14 protein-coding genes are annotated in these 14,686 nt (G+C 70.7%); 11 read left to right on the top strand and 3 right to left on the bottom strand.

The annotated features are described in order from the left end of the window. Positions 1–71: 71 nt before the first annotated feature. Complete coding sequence (locus ABD54_RS11480; RefSeq protein WP_047869447.1) at positions 72–446, bottom strand: BlaI/MecI/CopY family transcriptional regulator; 375 nt, start codon at positions 444–446, stop codon at positions 72–74. A gap of 636 nt (positions 447–1,082) precedes the next feature. On the opposite strand from ABD54_RS11480, the gene ABD54_RS11475 reads away from it, so the two are divergent. The 4 genes from ABD54_RS11475 to ABD54_RS11460 all read left to right on the top strand — a co-directional run bounded on the left by ABD54_RS11475 (position 1,083) and on the right by ABD54_RS11460 (position 7,056). After that, positions 1,083–4,742: a multifunctional oxoglutarate decarboxylase/oxoglutarate dehydrogenase thiamine pyrophosphate-binding subunit/dihydrolipoyllysine-residue succinyltransferase subunit gene (locus ABD54_RS11475; RefSeq protein ID WP_047869443.1), complete on the top strand. Its 3,660-nt coding sequence runs from the start codon at positions 1,083–1,085 to the stop codon at positions 4,740–4,742. Positions 4,743–4,819: 77 nt separating this feature from the next. Continuing rightward, positions 4,820–5,005: a DUF6104 family protein gene (locus ABD54_RS11470; protein WP_047869442.1), complete on the top strand. Its 186-nt coding sequence runs from the start codon at positions 4,820–4,822 to the stop codon at positions 5,003–5,005. A gap of 188 nt (positions 5,006–5,193) precedes the next feature. After that, positions 5,194–6,045, top strand: a complete 852-nt coding sequence (locus ABD54_RS11465) for a DUF4097 family beta strand repeat-containing protein (RefSeq protein ID WP_047869441.1) — start codon at positions 5,194–5,196, stop codon at positions 6,043–6,045. Beyond that, positions 6,046–7,056 carry a PadR family transcriptional regulator gene (locus ABD54_RS11460; protein ID WP_047869440.1) on the top strand — a complete coding sequence of 337 codons (1,011 nt, stop codon included), beginning with the start codon at positions 6,046–6,048 and terminating at the stop codon, positions 7,054–7,056. Between the two features lie 68 nt (positions 7,057–7,124). Here ABD54_RS11460 and ABD54_RS11455 read toward each other — a convergent pair whose 3' ends face one another. After that, on the bottom strand, positions 7,125–8,255 hold the full coding sequence (locus ABD54_RS11455) for a malic enzyme-like NAD(P)-binding protein (protein WP_047869439.1): 1,131 nt from the start codon (positions 8,253–8,255) through the stop codon (positions 7,125–7,127). Between the two features lie 446 nt (positions 8,256–8,701). On the opposite strand from ABD54_RS11455, the gene ABD54_RS11450 reads away from it, so the two are divergent. The 7 genes from ABD54_RS11450 to ABD54_RS11420 all read left to right on the top strand — a co-directional run bounded on the left by ABD54_RS11450 (position 8,702) and on the right by ABD54_RS11420 (position 14,098). Beyond that, a complete protein-coding gene (locus ABD54_RS11450; protein ID WP_047869438.1) occupies positions 8,702–9,634 on the top strand; it encodes an ABC transporter substrate-binding protein in 933 nt (310 codons plus the stop codon). 38 nt (positions 9,635–9,672) lie between these two features. Continuing rightward, entirely contained in the window at positions 9,673–10,638 is a 966-nt protein-coding gene (locus ABD54_RS11445; protein ID WP_047869437.1) for an amino acid ABC transporter permease, read from the top strand. Then, positions 10,635–11,456, top strand: a complete 822-nt coding sequence (locus ABD54_RS11440; protein ID WP_047869436.1) for an amino acid ABC transporter ATP-binding protein — start codon at positions 10,635–10,637, stop codon at positions 11,454–11,456. Before ABD54_RS11445 ends, ABD54_RS11440 begins: the two co-directional genes overlap by 4 nt. Positions 11,457–11,593: 137 nt before the next feature. Continuing rightward, positions 11,594–12,181, top strand: coding sequence for a class I SAM-dependent methyltransferase (locus tag ABD54_RS11435; RefSeq protein WP_047869435.1), 588 nt, complete (start codon positions 11,594–11,596; stop codon positions 12,179–12,181). Positions 12,182–12,264: 83 nt separating this feature from the next. After that, positions 12,265–12,747 (top strand): GNAT family N-acetyltransferase, encoded by a 483-nt coding sequence (locus ABD54_RS11430; protein WP_047869434.1) that lies wholly within the window; start codon positions 12,265–12,267, stop codon positions 12,745–12,747. Positions 12,748–12,872: 125 nt separating this feature from the next. Beyond that, entirely contained in the window at positions 12,873–13,298 is a 426-nt protein-coding gene (locus ABD54_RS11425) for an anti-sigma factor (protein WP_047869433.1), read from the top strand. Between the two features lie 41 nt (positions 13,299–13,339). Then, positions 13,340–14,098 (top strand): RNA polymerase sigma factor SigF, encoded by a 759-nt coding sequence (locus ABD54_RS11420; protein WP_061080583.1) that lies wholly within the window; start codon positions 13,340–13,342, stop codon positions 14,096–14,098. 35 nt (positions 14,099–14,133) lie between these two features. Here the strand turns inward: ABD54_RS11420 and ABD54_RS11415 are convergent, their stop codons facing one another. Continuing rightward, positions 14,134–14,523, bottom strand: a complete 390-nt coding sequence (locus ABD54_RS11415) for a hypothetical protein (RefSeq protein WP_047869432.1) — start codon at positions 14,521–14,523, stop codon at positions 14,134–14,136. Positions 14,524–14,686 lie beyond the last annotated feature (163 nt).

Here is a 14,686-nt window from a genome sequence, read left to right as displayed (position 1 = left end):
GCGGAGGGCGGCAGGCGGGACCGCAATGATCCGGGGGACACGACCGGGGGCGGCGGCCGGAGGGAGTCCAGCTAGCTGGCGACGCCGCGCCGGTCCCGGGCCTGGGCCAGCACGCGGTGCAGGCGCGCCACCTCCTCGTCGCTGAAGCGCTCCACGAAGCGCAGCAGGGTGGCGCCGGGGTCGGGCCCGGTGTTGAGGACCTCGTCCATCATCCGCGCGGTGTACTCGGCGTGCGACTCGCGCGGCCAGTACGTCCAGGCGCGGCCGGTCTTCTCCCGGTCCAGCAGGCCCTTGGTGAAGAGGATGTTGGCCACCGTCATGACGGTCGTGTAGGCCACGTCGCGGTCGTAGACCATGCTCTCGCGGATCCGGCGCACGGACATCGGCTCCTCGGACCGCCACAGCGCGTCCATGATGGCCGCCTCCAGTTCGCCCAGACCCCTCATGGCCTCCCCGCCCGTCACGTACTCGGTTCCGAGGATCGTAGACACGAGGGGGCCTCCCGCGTGGGAGAACTCCGCAGAGCACACAGATCCGCACACGCTCGGCACCGGTAACCGGCGTTTCACCAGCGAACACGCGTCCACGCACGAGGGAAAGGGCGTTCGCGGCCGGGCCCGGGCCCCGTCCCGCCCGCTGGGAAGACCGGCGGAGGGGGCCCGGCCGTCCTGCCCGGCCGCTCGCACCACCTCCGACGGGGGCCCGCCCCGGCCGGTTCCCCGCGGAGCACCGTGTTGCACGCCACATCCGGCGTGGCCGGACGCGGTCAACAAGTTCACATCGCCAAACCCCTGCAAAACCCCGCAAACCTGACACTCTCGCGACTCTGGGCTTTGTTACTCACGCGTAGTGCCAGCGTCGATGTGAAAGATTGTTACCTATCTCCTAGTTTCCACAAGGGCAGCGTTCCCCGCGCGGAGGCCGGTACAAGTAGCCTTGTACCCGACGAGTGCTGGCCAGGCCAGATGCTTCTCCGTATGCGCGGAACAGCTCCCGCGTTCGTTTCTCGAGCCCGCCTTGCCAGCAGCCACCCGTCTTCCTACACATTCACAAGCGAGCTGCGGAAGTGGGCGATCTCCGCCGTGTCGTCTGAGGCGTCTCAACCCCTGACAGATTTCGGTCCCAACGAGTGGTTGGTCGAGGAGCTTTATCAGAAGTACTTGAACGACCCGAACTCCGTTGACAAGGCCTGGTGGAACTTCTTCGCGGACTACAAGCCCGCGGAGACTGCTGGCGCGAAGGGCGGGAGCGGCGCGAAGGCGCAGGGCGAGAAGGCCCCCGCGGCCTCCGCCCCCAAGAAGAAGCCGTCCGCCCCCGCGGCCCCGGCCGCGTCCGCCAAGCCCAAGAGCAAGGACGGCGAGGAGGGCAAGGACGAGGCCCTCCGGGTCAAGCAGGAGCGCCTGCGCGGCGCACCCGCGCGGACCGCGACCAACATGGAGTCGAGCCTGGGCCTGCCCACCGCCACCAGCGTGCGCGCGGTGCCGGTCAAGCTGCTCTTCGACAACCGCATCGTCATCAACAACCACCTCCGGCGCGGCCGTGGCGGGAAGGTCTCCTTCACGCACCTCATCGGCTACGCCATGGTCAAGGCCCTCAAGGCCATGCCGGAGATGAACCACTCCTACACGGAGGTGGACGGCAAGCCCGGCGTCGCCAAGCCCGAACACGTGAACTTCGGCCTGGCGATCGACCTCCAGAAGCCCGACGGCACCCGGCAGCTGGTCGTCCCCTCCATCAAGAAGTCCGACGAGATGGACTTCACGGAGTTCTGGAGCGGCTACGAGGACCTGGTCCGCAAGGCCCGCGGCAACAAGCTGGGCGTGCCGGACTTCCAGGGCACCACCATCAGCCTCACCAACCCCGGCGGCATCGGCACCGTGCACTCGGTCCCGCGCCTGATGCCGGGCCAGGGCACCATCCTGGGCGTGGGCGCGATGGAGTACCCGGCCGAGTTCCAGGGCGCCTCCTCCGACACCCTGGCCGAGCTGGGCATCAGCAAGGTCATGACGCTGACCTCCACCTACGACCACCGCATCATCCAGGGTGCGCAGTCCGGCGAGTTCCTGCGCCGGATCCACCAGCTACTGCTGGGCGAGGACGGTTTCTACGACGAGATCTTCAACTCGCTGCGCATCCCCTACGAGCCGGTGCGCTGGGTGCAGGACATCCACGTCAACAAGGCCACCCAGCTCGACAAGACCACCCGGGTCCAGGAGCTGATCCACGCCTACCGCGTGCGCGGCCACCTGATGGCCGACACCAACCCGCTCGACCACGAGCAGCGCAAGCACCCCGACCTGGACGTGCTCGAACACGGTCTCACCCTGTGGGACCTGGACCGAGAGTTCCCCACCGGGGGCTTCGGCGGCAAGCAGGTCATGAAGCTGCGCGACGTGCTGGGCGTGCTGCGCGACACCTACTGCCGCACGGTGGGTATCGAGTACATGCACATCCAGAGCCCGGAGGAGCGGGAGTGGATCCAGGCGCACGTCGAGCGCGAGCACGAGAAGCTCGACCGCGACGAGCAGCTGCACATCCTGCACCGGCTCAACAGCGCCGAGGCCTTCGAGACCTTCCTGCAGACCAAGTACGTGGGCCAGAAGCGCTTCTCCCTGGAGGGCGGCGAGTCGCTGATCCCGCTGTTGGACGGCGTGATCTCCAAGGCTGCCAAGGCCGAACTGGACGAGGCCGTCATCGGCATGGCCCACCGCGGCCGCCTGAACGTGCTGGCCAACATCTGCGGCAAGTCCTACGGTCAGATCTTCGGTGAGTTCGAGGGCAACCTCGACCCGCGCAGCGCGCACGGCTCGGGCGACGTCAAGTACCACCTGGGCACCGAGGGCACCTTCGAGACCCAGGACGGCCAGAGGATCCGCATCTCGCTGGCCGCCAACCCGTCCCACCTCGAGACGGTCGACCCGGTCGCCGAGGGCATCGTCCGCGCAAAGCAGGACGTGCTCAACAAGGGCCCGCAGGGCTTCACCGTCCTGCCGATCCTCATCCACGGCGACGCCGCGTTCGCCGGGCAGGGCGTGGTCGCCGAGACGCTGAACCTGTCGCAGCTGCGCGGCTACCGGACCGGCGGCACAGTGCACGTCATCGTGAACAACCAGGTGGGCTTCACCACCTCGCCGTCCGACAGCCGCTCCAGCGTCTACGCCACGGACGTGGCGCGGATGGTGCAGGCACCGATCTTCCACGTCAACGGGGACGACCCCGAGGCCGTGGTCCGGGTCGCGCACCTGGCCTTCGCCTACCGCCAGGCCTTCAACAAGGACGTCGTCATCGACCTCGTCTGCTACCGGCGCCGCGGCCACAACGAGGGCGACAACCCCGCCTTCACCCAGCCGCTGATGTACGACGTCATCGACGCCAAGCGCTCCACCCGCAAGCTGTTCACCGAGGCCCTCATCGGCCGCGGCGACATCACGGTGGAGGAGGCGGAGTCGGCGCTGCGCGACTACCAGTCGGAGCTGGAGCGGGCCTTCACCGAGACCCGAGAGGTCGAGAAGAAGCCGATCGAGCCCGGCGCCGTGGTCAAGCCCGAGGTGTTCACCGAGGGCCGCCTGGAGCACTCCGCCGTCGAGACGGCGGTCAGCACCGAGACGGTCAAGCGGGTCATCGACACCCAGGTGTCGCTGCCCGAGGGCTTCACGCCGCACCCGCGGCTGGCCCCCCAGCTCTCGCGCCGCGCGACGATGGTCGAGACCGACGCGGTCGACTGGGCCACCGGTGAGCTGCTGGCATTCGGGTCGCTGCTGCTGGACGGCCACCCCGTCCGGCTCATCGGCCAGGACAGCCGCCGCGGCACCTTCGGCCAGCGCCACGCCACGCTGATGGACCGCGAGACCGGCGAGACCCACACGCCGCTCAAGCAGTTCGACGACGGCATCACCCGGTTCCACGTGCACGACTCCCTGCTGAGCGAGTACGCGGCCCTGGGCTTCGAGTACGGGTACTCGCTGACCCGTCCCGACGCCCTGGTGATGTGGGAGGCGCAGTTCGGCGACTTCGTCAACGGCGCGCAGACCATCATCGACGAGTACATCAGCGCGGGCGAGCAGAAGTGGGGACAGCGCTCCAGCGTGACCCTGCTGCTGCCGCACGGCTACGAGGGCCAGGGGCCGGACCACTCCTCCGCCCGCATCGAGCGGTTCCTGCAGCAGTGCGCGCAGGAGAACATGACGGTGGCCCACCCCAGCACCCCGGCGAGCTACTTCCACCTGCTGCGCTGGCAGGCCAAGTCGACGCTGGAGCGCCCGCTGGTGGTGTTCACGCCCAAGTCGCTGCTGCGCCTGAAGGCCGCCACCTCGGCCGCCGCGGACTTCACCTCGGGCCACTTCGAACCGCTGATCAAGGACGACTCGATCGCGCCGGACAAGGTGCGGCGCGTGGTGCTGTGCTCGGGCAAGATCTACTACGACCTGGACGCGGCGCGCCGCAAGAGCGGTGACAAGCACACCGCGATCATCCGGGCGGAGCGGCTCTACCCGCTGCCGATCGAGGAGATCCGCGAGCAGCTCAAGGCCTACCCCAACGCGGGAGAGGTCCTGTGGGTGCAGGAGGAGCCGGCGAACATGGGCCCGTGGCCCTTCGTCGCGCTGGTCTTCTCCGAGCAGCTCGACCGCCCCTTCACCCGGATCTCGCGTCCGGCCTCCTCCGCGCCCGCGGCCGGTTCGGCCAAGCGCCACGAGGCCGAGCAGCGGGCACTGGTGGACACGGTCTTCCCGCCCGCCGACTAGCGGCAGGAGGGGCCCGGGGCGCGGTTCCGCGCGCCCCGGGCCCCGGCGGGGGCCTGCGAGCACGGAGAAGGAAGAACGTGTACTACACCGATCGCGGAATCGAGGAGTTGGAGAACCGCCGCGGCGGCGAGGAGGTCAGCTTCGCCTGGCTCGCCGAGCAGCTGCGGGCGTTCACCGACATGAACCCCGAGTTCGAGACACCGGTCGACCGGCTGGCCACCTGGCTGGCGCGGCTGGACGACGAGGACGAGGACGACGAGTAGTGACCGCCTGAGGGGCCCGGGTCAAGCGCGACCCGGGCCCCTTCGCGTGCCCGGGGACCTCCCTCGGCGGTCTCGGGGTTCGCCCGGAGGTCTCCCTGAAACAACCCGCCGATCCGCGACATATCTTGAGTTCGCCGCCGACGCGACATATCGTGAGACCACAGAGCGAGCGAAAGGGGCCGAGCACGATGGCACTTTGGACCATCGACAGGCCGATGACCCAGACCCTGGACGGCATCGTCGCGTTGCGGGTCCGGATCATCGGGGGCCACGTCAACATTCTTCCCACCGACGACCCGGTCACCTTCGAGGTCACCGACATCGTCGGTGAGCCCCTCCTGGTCACGCAGGAGGCGGGCATCCTCACCGTCCAGTACGAGGACCTCACCGGCCAGGGGTTCCTGGACCGGCTGCGGCCGGTCCAGCTCAACAGCTACAAGAGCGTGCAGCACCGCAGGGCCACCGTGAACCTGCGGCTGCCCAAGGACTGCCCGGTCGAGGTCAGCACGGCCAGCGCGCCGATCGTCGCCGCCGGGCTCAGCGCCCGCAGCCAGCTGCGGACCGCGACAGGGGAGATCACCCTGGACGACGTCTCGGGCGAGACCGAGATCAACACCGTCTCGGGCAGCACCGCCGTGCGCGAGCCCCACGGAAGCCTCAAGTTCAACAGCGTGAGCGGCCAGCTGGCGGTGGCGGGCGGACGGCTGTCCGCGCTGAGCGCCAAGACCGTCTCCGGTCAGCTGCTGGTCGACACCGGTGTCGCCCCGGCGGGGCGGGTCCGGCTCAACTCGGTCTCGGGTGAGATCGCCCTGCGGGTGCCCTCCGAGACCTCGGCGACCGTGGAGCTGCGCACCGCGGCGGCGCCCGCCAAGTCCGACTTCGGGCTGGACCGTCGCAGCGCCCCCGCCAGGACGGTCCTGAGCGGGAGGATCGGCAGCGGCGTCGACCCCGCCTCCATCACCACCAACTCCGCGTCCGGCCGGACCGCGTTGCTGCGGCGCTCGCCCGAGGCACCGGCCGCGATCCCCGAGGGGGCCTGAATGAGCACCATCTTCGGCCACGGCAGACTGCGGCTGTACCTGCTCAAGCTGCTGGACGAGAACCCGCGGCACGGCTACGAGATCATCAGCCTGCTCCGCGACCGCTTCCTCGGCGTGTACTCGCCCTCTCCCGGCACGATCTACCCCCGGCTGGCCCGGCTGGAGGAGGAGGGGCTGGTCACCCACACCGAGGAGGGCGGACGCAAGGTCTACAGCCTCACCGACAAGGGCCGCGAGGAGCTGCGCGAGCGCGAGAACGACCTGAACGACCTGGAGAGGGAGATCACCGACTCGGTGCGCGACATCGCCCGCGCGGTCAAGCAGGACGTGCGCGCGACGATCAGCTCGCTGCGCGACGAGCTCAAGTTCGCCTCCGGGGGCGCGCGCCGCTCCGGGCCCGAGGCCTCGGGCGAGCCCGCAGGAACCGCCGACTCAACCGCCTCGGAGGAGAGCGACCGGAGCGAGGGGGCGGCGGACGCGTCCGGGGAGGAGTCCGGCGAGGGCCGCGAGCAGGCCGGGCGGGGCTGCGAGGACGGCTCGCGTTGGTCCCGCGAGTGGGAGCGCTTCACACAGGGCTTCGGCGCGTTCGGAGCCGCCTGGGGCGGCAGGCGCGATTCCGAGCGCACGTCGCAGGGCCCGGAGTTCGAGCGCGCGCTGCACGACTTCGGGGACCGCGTGCGCGACGTGGTGCGCGAAGCGGGACACGTCGGGGAGGCCGCCGCCACCGACCTGCGGCGCATCCTGGACGACACGGTCGAGGTGATCCGCCGGGACGTGCGTCACTGGGGCCCGCCCGCCGAACGCGCGGAGGGGTCCGGGGAGGCGGCCGGCGGGGCCGCTCCCGCCGGGGAGGCGGCCGCCACCGCCCCCGAGCCGGGCAAGCAGGAGCCCGCCGCCCCGGAGCGGTCCGGGACTTCCGAGGACAAGCCCGCCCCCGAGGGCGGGGCACGTCCGAGGCCGCCCGCCGATCCCTGGAGCGAGGCGGTGGACGACCCCGGCGACGGCAGGTAGGCAGTGCGCGACGGGGCCCGGAGGGCGGCGCGGGGGCGCACCCTCCGGGCCCCGTCGCGTCCGGGTCCCTAGCCGCGGACGACGCCGTCCTCGCGGGCCTGGGCGGCGACCGCGGCGGCGACCGCCGGGGCCACCCTCTCGTCGAAGGGGCTGGGGATGATGTAGTCGGCGGAGAGCTCGTCGCCCACGAGGTCGGCCAGCGCGGTGGCGGCGGCCAGCTTCATGTCCTCGGTGATGTCCGTGGCCCCCGCGTCGAAGGCGCCCCGGAAAACGCCCGGGAAGGCCAGGACGTTGTTGATCTGGTTGGGGAAGTCGCTGCGCCCGGTGGCGACCACGCTCGCGTGCCTGCGGGCGACGTCCGGGTGCACCTCCGGGTTGGGGTTGGCCATCGCGAAGATGATCGCGTCGTCGGCCATGGTGGCGACGACGGACTCGGGGACCTCGCCCGCGGACAGGCCGATGAACACGTCGGCCCCCTCCAGCGCGCTCTCGATGGAACCGCGCAGCCCGGCCCGGTTGCTGATGGAGGCCAGCTCCCGCTTGACGGGGGTCAGGCCCTCGCGGCCGTCGTAGACCATGCCCTTGGAGTCGGCGACGGCGATGTCGCCGATCCCGCCGTCGACGAGCATCTTGGTGACGGCAACGCCCGCGGCGCCCGCGCCCGAGACCACGGCGCGCAGGTCGGCCAGCGAGCGCCCGGTGAGCCGGGCGGCGTTGCGCAGCGCGGCCACGGTGACGATGGCGGTGCCGTGCTGGTCGTCGTGGAAGACCGGGATGTCCAGGCGCTCGCGCAACTGGCGCTCGATCTCGAAGCATCGGGGCGCGGAGATGTCCTCCAGGTTGATCCCGCCGAAGGAGGGCGCCATGCGCACGACGGTCTCGACGATCTCGTCGACCCCGGTGCAGCCCAGCGCGATCGGCACGGAGTCGACGCCGGCGAACTGCTTGAACAGCAGCGACTTGCCCTCCATGACCGGCAGGGAGGCCTCGGCGCCGATGTCGCCCAGGCCCAGCACCGCGGTGCCGTCGGTGACGACGGCGACGAGGTTGCTCTTCCAGGTGTAGGTGTCGACGAGCTCGGGGGACTCGGCGATGGCGTCGCAGACGCGGGCGACGCCGGGGGTGTAGGCGAGGGACAGGCCCGCCTGGTCGCGGACGTCCACGGACGAGGTCACGTGGAGCTTGCCGCCGCGGTGCATCGCGAAGGCGGGATCGTCGTCACGACGCGGGTTCTGGGAACGCGAAACAGTGGTCACGGTTGAAACCCCTCAGGTCTTGCGTGTTCCACCCGCCGTCGGCCATGACGGGGGCGGACCTGGCGGTGGTGCGGACCGCGCGCGAAGACGTGACGATTGCTAGGGGGCCCTCCTCGGCGCCGGTCGGCCATGACCGGTGGTGTCGCCGGGGAGAGTCGTTCTTCGCGGGACTCCTATACGAGTTGCTGCGCGGCCGCCTCTCACGGGGATGACCCGTTACGCAATCCTCTCACAACGGTGACCACAGGAACATCGCGGGTGTGCACGATGGGACGGCACCGGCTTCTGAGTGTTAAAAGAAGATTGTCCTAAATGTCGTTCCGGCTCGGGCGGTCGGGTCACGAACCCGCCCCCGCCAGGCGTTACGCGCCCCCGAAGGAGACCCCGCGATGGCTCTGCACAAGTCCCTGCCCACGCCGTTCGCCCTCGGCGCCCTGTCCCTCGCCGGCGTCCTGGCGCTGACCGCCTGCGGCGGCGGGGACGGCGGCGGCGGAGGCGCGGAGGAGTCGGCCGCCCCCGAGGCGCCCTCCGTCGAGGTCGACGAGGAGCTCGCCGCGCTCGTGCCCGCCGACATCGCCGAGGCCGGGACCGTCACGGTCGGCGTCGAGGCCTCCTACCCGCCCGGCGAGTACCTGGACCCCGACGGCGAGACCGTCCTCGGCTTCAACGTCGACCTCGTCAACGCCGCCCTGGCCAAGCTCGGCCTGGAGGCGACGTGGGAGCCCACCGCCTTCGACTCCATCATCATCGGCGTGGACACGGGCACCTACGACCTGGGCTCCTCCTCCTTCACGGTCACCGAGGAGCGCATGGAGCAGGTCAACATGATCAGCTACTTCTCCTCGGGCACCCAGTGGTTCGCCCAGGCGGGCAACCCCCAGGACGTGGACCCCGACAACGCCTGCGGCATGCGGATCGCGGTGCAGTCCAACACCACGCACGACACCGACATCGAGGAGCGCAGCGCGGCCTGCGTCGACGCCGGCGAGGAGGCCATCACCATCCAGAAGTTCGAGAGCCAGCCGCTGGCCACCGAGACGGTCGTCTCCGGCGTCAACGACGCCTCGCTCGCCGACATGCCGACCTCGGCCTACGCGCTGGAGCAGACCGGCGAGGGCGTCCTGGAGTTCATCGGCGAGCAGTACAACGCCGCCCCGTACGGCATCCTCACCAACAAGGAGGACACCGAGCTGGCCGAGGCCGTGGCCGCCGCCTTCAACGCGCTCATCGAGGACGGCACCTACGCCGAGGTCCTGGGCGAGTGGGGCGTGGACGCCGGCGGCATGGAGTCCGCCGAGGTGAACCCCGAAAACGCAGAGTGAGCAGGCCGAACCACATCCACTGAGCGAAAGACCGACCCTTGTCCTCACCGACCGAACCGACGGACGGCCCGGCGTCGAAGACCTCGGCACCGGGCCGTCCGGCCGACCACGTCACCGCCGTCCCCGTGCGCTACCCCGAGCGGTGGGTCGCCGCCGGGGTCATCCTCGTCCTCGCGGCCATGTTCGTGCACATGCTGTTCACGAACGACGCCTTCAACTGGCCGTTCATGTTCGACCACATGTTCTCCGAGCCGGTCGTGCGCGGCGTGTGGATCACCCTCAGCGCCACCGTGCTGTCGATGGTCATCGGCGTCGTCCTGGGCATCGTCCTGGCGGTGATGCGGCTGTCGGGCAACCCCGTCCTGGTGTCCGTGTCCTGGCTGTACACCTGGTTCTTCCGGGGCGTGCCCCGCCTGGTGCTGGCGGTGCTCTTCGGCAACATCGCCATCCTGTACCAGACCATCGAGTTCGGCCTGCCCTTCGACAACTACTGGATGTCGTGGCTGGGCCTGGAGGGCGACGCCCGCTTCTTCGAGATCGACACCCGCACGGTGCTGAGCGGCTACACCGCCGGCCTGCTGGCGCTGTCGCTCTCCGAGGGCGCCTACATGGCCGAGATCATCCGCGCGGGCCTCCAATCGGTCAACAAGGGCCAGACCGAGGCCGCGCAGGCGCTGGGCATGGGCAAGGGCCGGGTCCTGCGCCGGATCACCCTGCCGCAGGCGATGCGGGTGGTCGTGCCGCCCACGGGCAACGAGACCATCGCCATGCTCAAGGACACGGCGCTGCTGGCCTACGTTCCGGTGACCATCGAGCTGTTCTACCAGCTCCAGGCCATCGGCTCCCGGACGTACCAGATCTTCCCGATGCTGGTCGCCGCGTGCCTGTGGTACCTGGCCATCACCAGCGTCCTGATGGTGGGCCAGTACTTCCTCGAACGCAGGTTCAACCCCGGCCAGTACGGCAGTATCCGCGACCGCATCGTCGGAGGGGCGCACAGGTGAGCGACAAGACGAAGGACCCGGGCGTCGTGGAGACCGCCGAGGGCGCCACCCTGCCCGCCGACGCGCTCGTCGTGGCGGAGGACGTGCGCAAGAGCTTCGGCCGCCTGGAGGTGCTCAAGGGCATCGACCTCCAGGTCGGGCGCGGCGAGGTCATGTGCGTGATCGGCCCGTCCGGGTCGGGCAAGTCCACGTTCCTGCGCTGCGTCAACCACCTGGAGAAGCTCACCGCCGGGCGGCTGTGGGTCAACGGCGAGCTGATGGGCTACAGGCAGAAGCGCGGAAAGCTCTACGAGCTGCGCGACAACGAGATCGCCGCCCAGCGCAGCGACATCGGCATGGTGTTCCAGCGCTTCAACCTGTTCCCGCACCTGAGCGTCCTGGGCAACATCACCGAGGCGCCCGTACAGGTCAAGCGGATCCCCCGGAGCCAGGCCAACGCCAAGGCCATGGAGCTGCTGGAGCGGGTCGGCCTGCCCGACAAGGCCGACGCCTACCCCGACCAGCTCTCCGGCGGCCAGCAGCAGCGCGTGGCCATCGCCCGGGCTCTGGCCATGGAACCGTCGCTGATGCTGTTCGACGAGCCCACCAGCGCCCTGGACCCGGAGCTGGTCGGCGAGGTCCTGGACGTCATGCGCGACCTGGCCCGGGGCGGGATGACCATGGTGGTCGTCACCCACGAGATGGGGTTCGCCCGCGAGGTCGGCGACTCCCTGGTCTTCATGGACGACGGTCTTGTCGTGGAGTCGGGCACGCCCGCCGAGGTGCTCTCCAACCCGCGCCACGAGCGCACCCGGGCGTTCCTGTCCAAGGTGCTCTGAGCGCTCCGCGGAGGCCGCCGCGTCCCCGGCCCGGGCGCGGCGGCCGGTACCGGCCGGGGAAACACCCCCGGATCCCTTGACCGCACGGCGGCGCGTCGCCAGAGTCGTGGTGTACGCGCCCCGCTCGGGAGAGGCACATGGACGCTCGCACGGAACACACACGCAGGCGCTGGGACCGGATGGCCGCCTACTGCGAGCACAGCGAGCGCTTCCAGAGCCCCGCTATGCGCCGCACCCGCGAGATCCTGTGCGCCGGGGCGCGCGGCGAGACGCTGGAGGTGGCGGTCGGGTCGGGCCGCAACCTCCCCCACTACCCGCCGCAGGTGCGCCTCACCGCCGTCGACGTCAGCCCGCGGATGCTCGACCGCGCCCGCGAGAGGGCCGAGGAGCTGGGCAGGGCCGTGCGCTTCGTGGAGGGCGACGCCCAAGAGCTGGACTTCCCCGACCGGGCCTTCGACACCGTCCTGTGCACGCTGGCGATGTGCGCCGTCCCCGACCAGGGGCGCGCCCTGGCGGAGATGTACCGTGTGCTGACGCCGGGCGGCAGGCTCCTGATGGTCGACCACATCGAGTACGCCCGCATGCCCGGGCGGCTGGTGGAGCGGCGCCGTGAGAACCCGCGCCGCCTGCCCCGGGACGTCGCCGTCGAGGCCGGGTTCGAGGTCGTCCACCACGACCGGCTGTTCCTCGGACTGGTGGAGCGGGTGGTCGCCCACCGGCCCTGAGCGGCTCCGGAGCGCGGGGGCGCCCCGCCGCAGCGCATACCCTGGATTCGACCGTGTCCCCGCCGCGCGCCAGAGGTGCTCCGATGATCCGTCCCGCAGGTCCCGACGACGTTCCAGTCATCCACGCCCTGGTCCGCGAACTCGCCGAGTACGAGAAGGAGCCGGACGCGGTCGTCGCCACCGAACAGGACCTGCGCACCGCGCTGTTCGGACCGGACGCGGCGGTGTTCGCGCACGTCGCACAGGAGGACGGGGACGGCCCGGTCGTCGGGTTCGCGCTGTGGTTTCGCAACTACTCCACCTGGACCGGCAAGCACGGCGTGTACCTGGAGGACCTGTACGTGCGCCCCCGGTCGCGCGGGCGGGGGCACGGGCAGGCCCTGCTGCGGACCCTGGCGCGGATCTGCGTCGAACGCGGCTACACCCGGCTGGAGTGGTCGGTGCTGGACTGGAACGAGCCCTCGATACGGTTCTACGAGTCCCTGGGCTCGCGCCCCATGGACGGGTGGACGGTCCGCCGCCTGGACGGCGGCGCGCTGGAAGCACTGGGCTCGGAGGGCCCCTGAGACCGGCCGTCCGTCCCGCCTTTCGCCCCGGATCGTGTGGACACGATCCGTTCGCCCTGCGTCAGTGGCAGGCTAGACCAGATACATTGCTCTCAAGCGGCAACCCCGCCCCCCGAAGGAGGGACGTGACCGAAGAAACCGCTGTGCCCACGGCCGACGCCATCGGCGTCCGGGACGCTGTCACCGTCAACATGCCCGCGGACAGCGCCTACTTGTCCGTGCTGCGGACGGCGACGGCGGGTCTGGCCGCGCGACTGGACTTCACCCTCGACGAGATCGAGGACCTGAGGATCGGTGTCGACGAGGCCTGCGCCATGCTCCTCTCCCAGGCGCTGCCGGGCACGGAACTGACCACGGAATTCGAACTCACCCCCGACGGGATGCGCATCTCCGTCTCGGTGCTCACCGCGGACGGGCACCTCCCCGCCCGCGACACCTTCGCCTGGACCGTCCTGTCCGCCCTCGCGGGAGAGGTCGACGCGGGGGTCGGACCGGACGACCGTGTCCACATCGTCCTGTACAAACGCCGCGGCACGCTGGAGTCGGCGTGAGCGAGAGGGGGCCCGCTCTGACAGCGAAGACCGAGCACGCGGTGCCCGACAGGGCCCGCGCGAGAGAGTTGTTCGAGCGCCTCGGCGAACTCGAGGCGGACTCCGAGGAGCGCCGGCGGATCCGCGACGAGCTGGTGGAGCTCCACCTGCCCTTGGTGGAGTACCTGGCCCGCCGCTTCCGCAACCGGGGCGAGTGGCTCGACGACCTCACCCAGGTGGCCACGATCGGGCTGATCAAGTCCATCGACCGGTTCGACCTGGAGCGCGGGGTGGAGTTCTCCACCTACGCCACCCCCACCATCGTCGGTGAGATCAAGCGGCACTTCCGCGACAAGGGCTGGGCGGTGCGGGTTCCCCGTCGCCTCCAGGAGCTGAAGCTCTCGCTCACCAAGGCGGTCAGCGACCTGTCGCAGCGGGAGGGGCGCTCCCCGACCGTCGCCGAGCTCGCGGCGCACCTGCAGATGACCGAGGAGGAGGTGCTGGAGGGCCTGGAGTCCGCCAACGCCTACTCGACGGTGTCGCTGGACGCGCCCGACAGCGGGGACGAGGACGCGCCCGCGGTGGCCGACTCACTGGGCATCGTGGACGAGTCCCTGGAGGGCGTGGAGTACCGGGAGTCGCTCAAGCCGCTCCTGGAACAGCTTCCACCTCGGGAGAAGCGCATCCTGCTGCTGCGCTTCTTCGGCAACATGACGCAGTCGCAGATCGCCCAGGAGCTGGGCATCTCGCAGATGCACGTGTCCCGTCTGCTGGCCCGCACCCTGGCGCAGCTGCGCCAGGCGCTGACCACAGACGACTGACGCGCGAGCGGTCGCCGACGAGAGCGGCCGCGGCGCTACTTCCCGCGCTCCTCGGGGAAGAGCGCCGCGGTCGTCGGCGGTGAGAGCACGGCGGCGGATGCGCACACCGCCACGACCGCGAGCACCGCCGCGAACGCGTACTGCTCGCTGGTGAACATGTAGTAGGCCACCACGGCCAGGAAGAGCTGGGTCACGAACACCGGCGTGCGCGCCCAGTCCCGCAGCTGCCAGAGCCCGCGCGCGACGAAGACCAGCAGCGCGCCCGCGCCCAGCCCCAGGGCGGTCAGGGGGATCGCGCTGGTCAGGTCGCTGGCCCGGCCGGTGATCGCGGTGAAGAGGCTGTAGACCCCGCTGACGGCGGCGGCCAGCCCGATCAGGGCTTCCAGGGCGGCGGCGATGACGATGGTGACGGGACGCGAAGACACCTGACGAGCCTATACGCGCTCCGGAGCTCCCTCCCCTCGGCCCCGGGCCTCGCGCACGCGGCGCCCGCCTGGACAGGACGGGAGCGGCGCGCGGCGTCCGCCGAGGGCGGACCGACCCGGCGCGGAGCACCCCGGCGGGCGGCGGACGGGCGGAAACGGAGCG

This window comes from Nocardiopsis sp. RV163 (assembly GCF_001029525.1).
GTDB classification, from domain to species: domain Bacteria; phylum Actinomycetota; class Actinomycetes; order Streptosporangiales; family Streptosporangiaceae; genus Nocardiopsis; species Nocardiopsis dassonvillei.
The sequence above is the reverse complement of the archived record's forward strand: the minus strand, read 5'-3'. Positions and strand labels throughout refer to the sequence as shown.

Coding starts and splice junctions, on each gene's coding strand:
- ABD54_RS11480 (WP_047869447.1), bottom strand. CDS start 446: ATGAGGGGTCTGGGCGAACTGGAGGCGGCCATCATGGACGCGCTGTGG.
- ABD54_RS11465 (WP_047869441.1), top strand. CDS start 5,194: ATGGCACTTTGGACCATCGACAGGCCGATGACCCAGACCCTGGACGGC.
- ABD54_RS11460 (WP_047869440.1), top strand. CDS start 6,046: ATGAGCACCATCTTCGGCCACGGCAGACTGCGGCTGTACCTGCTCAAG.
- ABD54_RS11455 (WP_047869439.1), bottom strand. CDS start 8,255: ATGCACCGCGGCGGCAAGCTCCACGTGACCTCGTCCGTGGACGTCCGC.
- ABD54_RS11450 (WP_047869438.1), top strand. CDS start 8,702: ATGGCTCTGCACAAGTCCCTGCCCACGCCGTTCGCCCTCGGCGCCCTG.
- ABD54_RS11435 (WP_047869435.1), top strand. CDS start 11,594: ATGGACGCTCGCACGGAACACACACGCAGGCGCTGGGACCGGATGGCC.
- ABD54_RS11430 (WP_047869434.1), top strand. CDS start 12,265: ATGATCCGTCCCGCAGGTCCCGACGACGTTCCAGTCATCCACGCCCTG.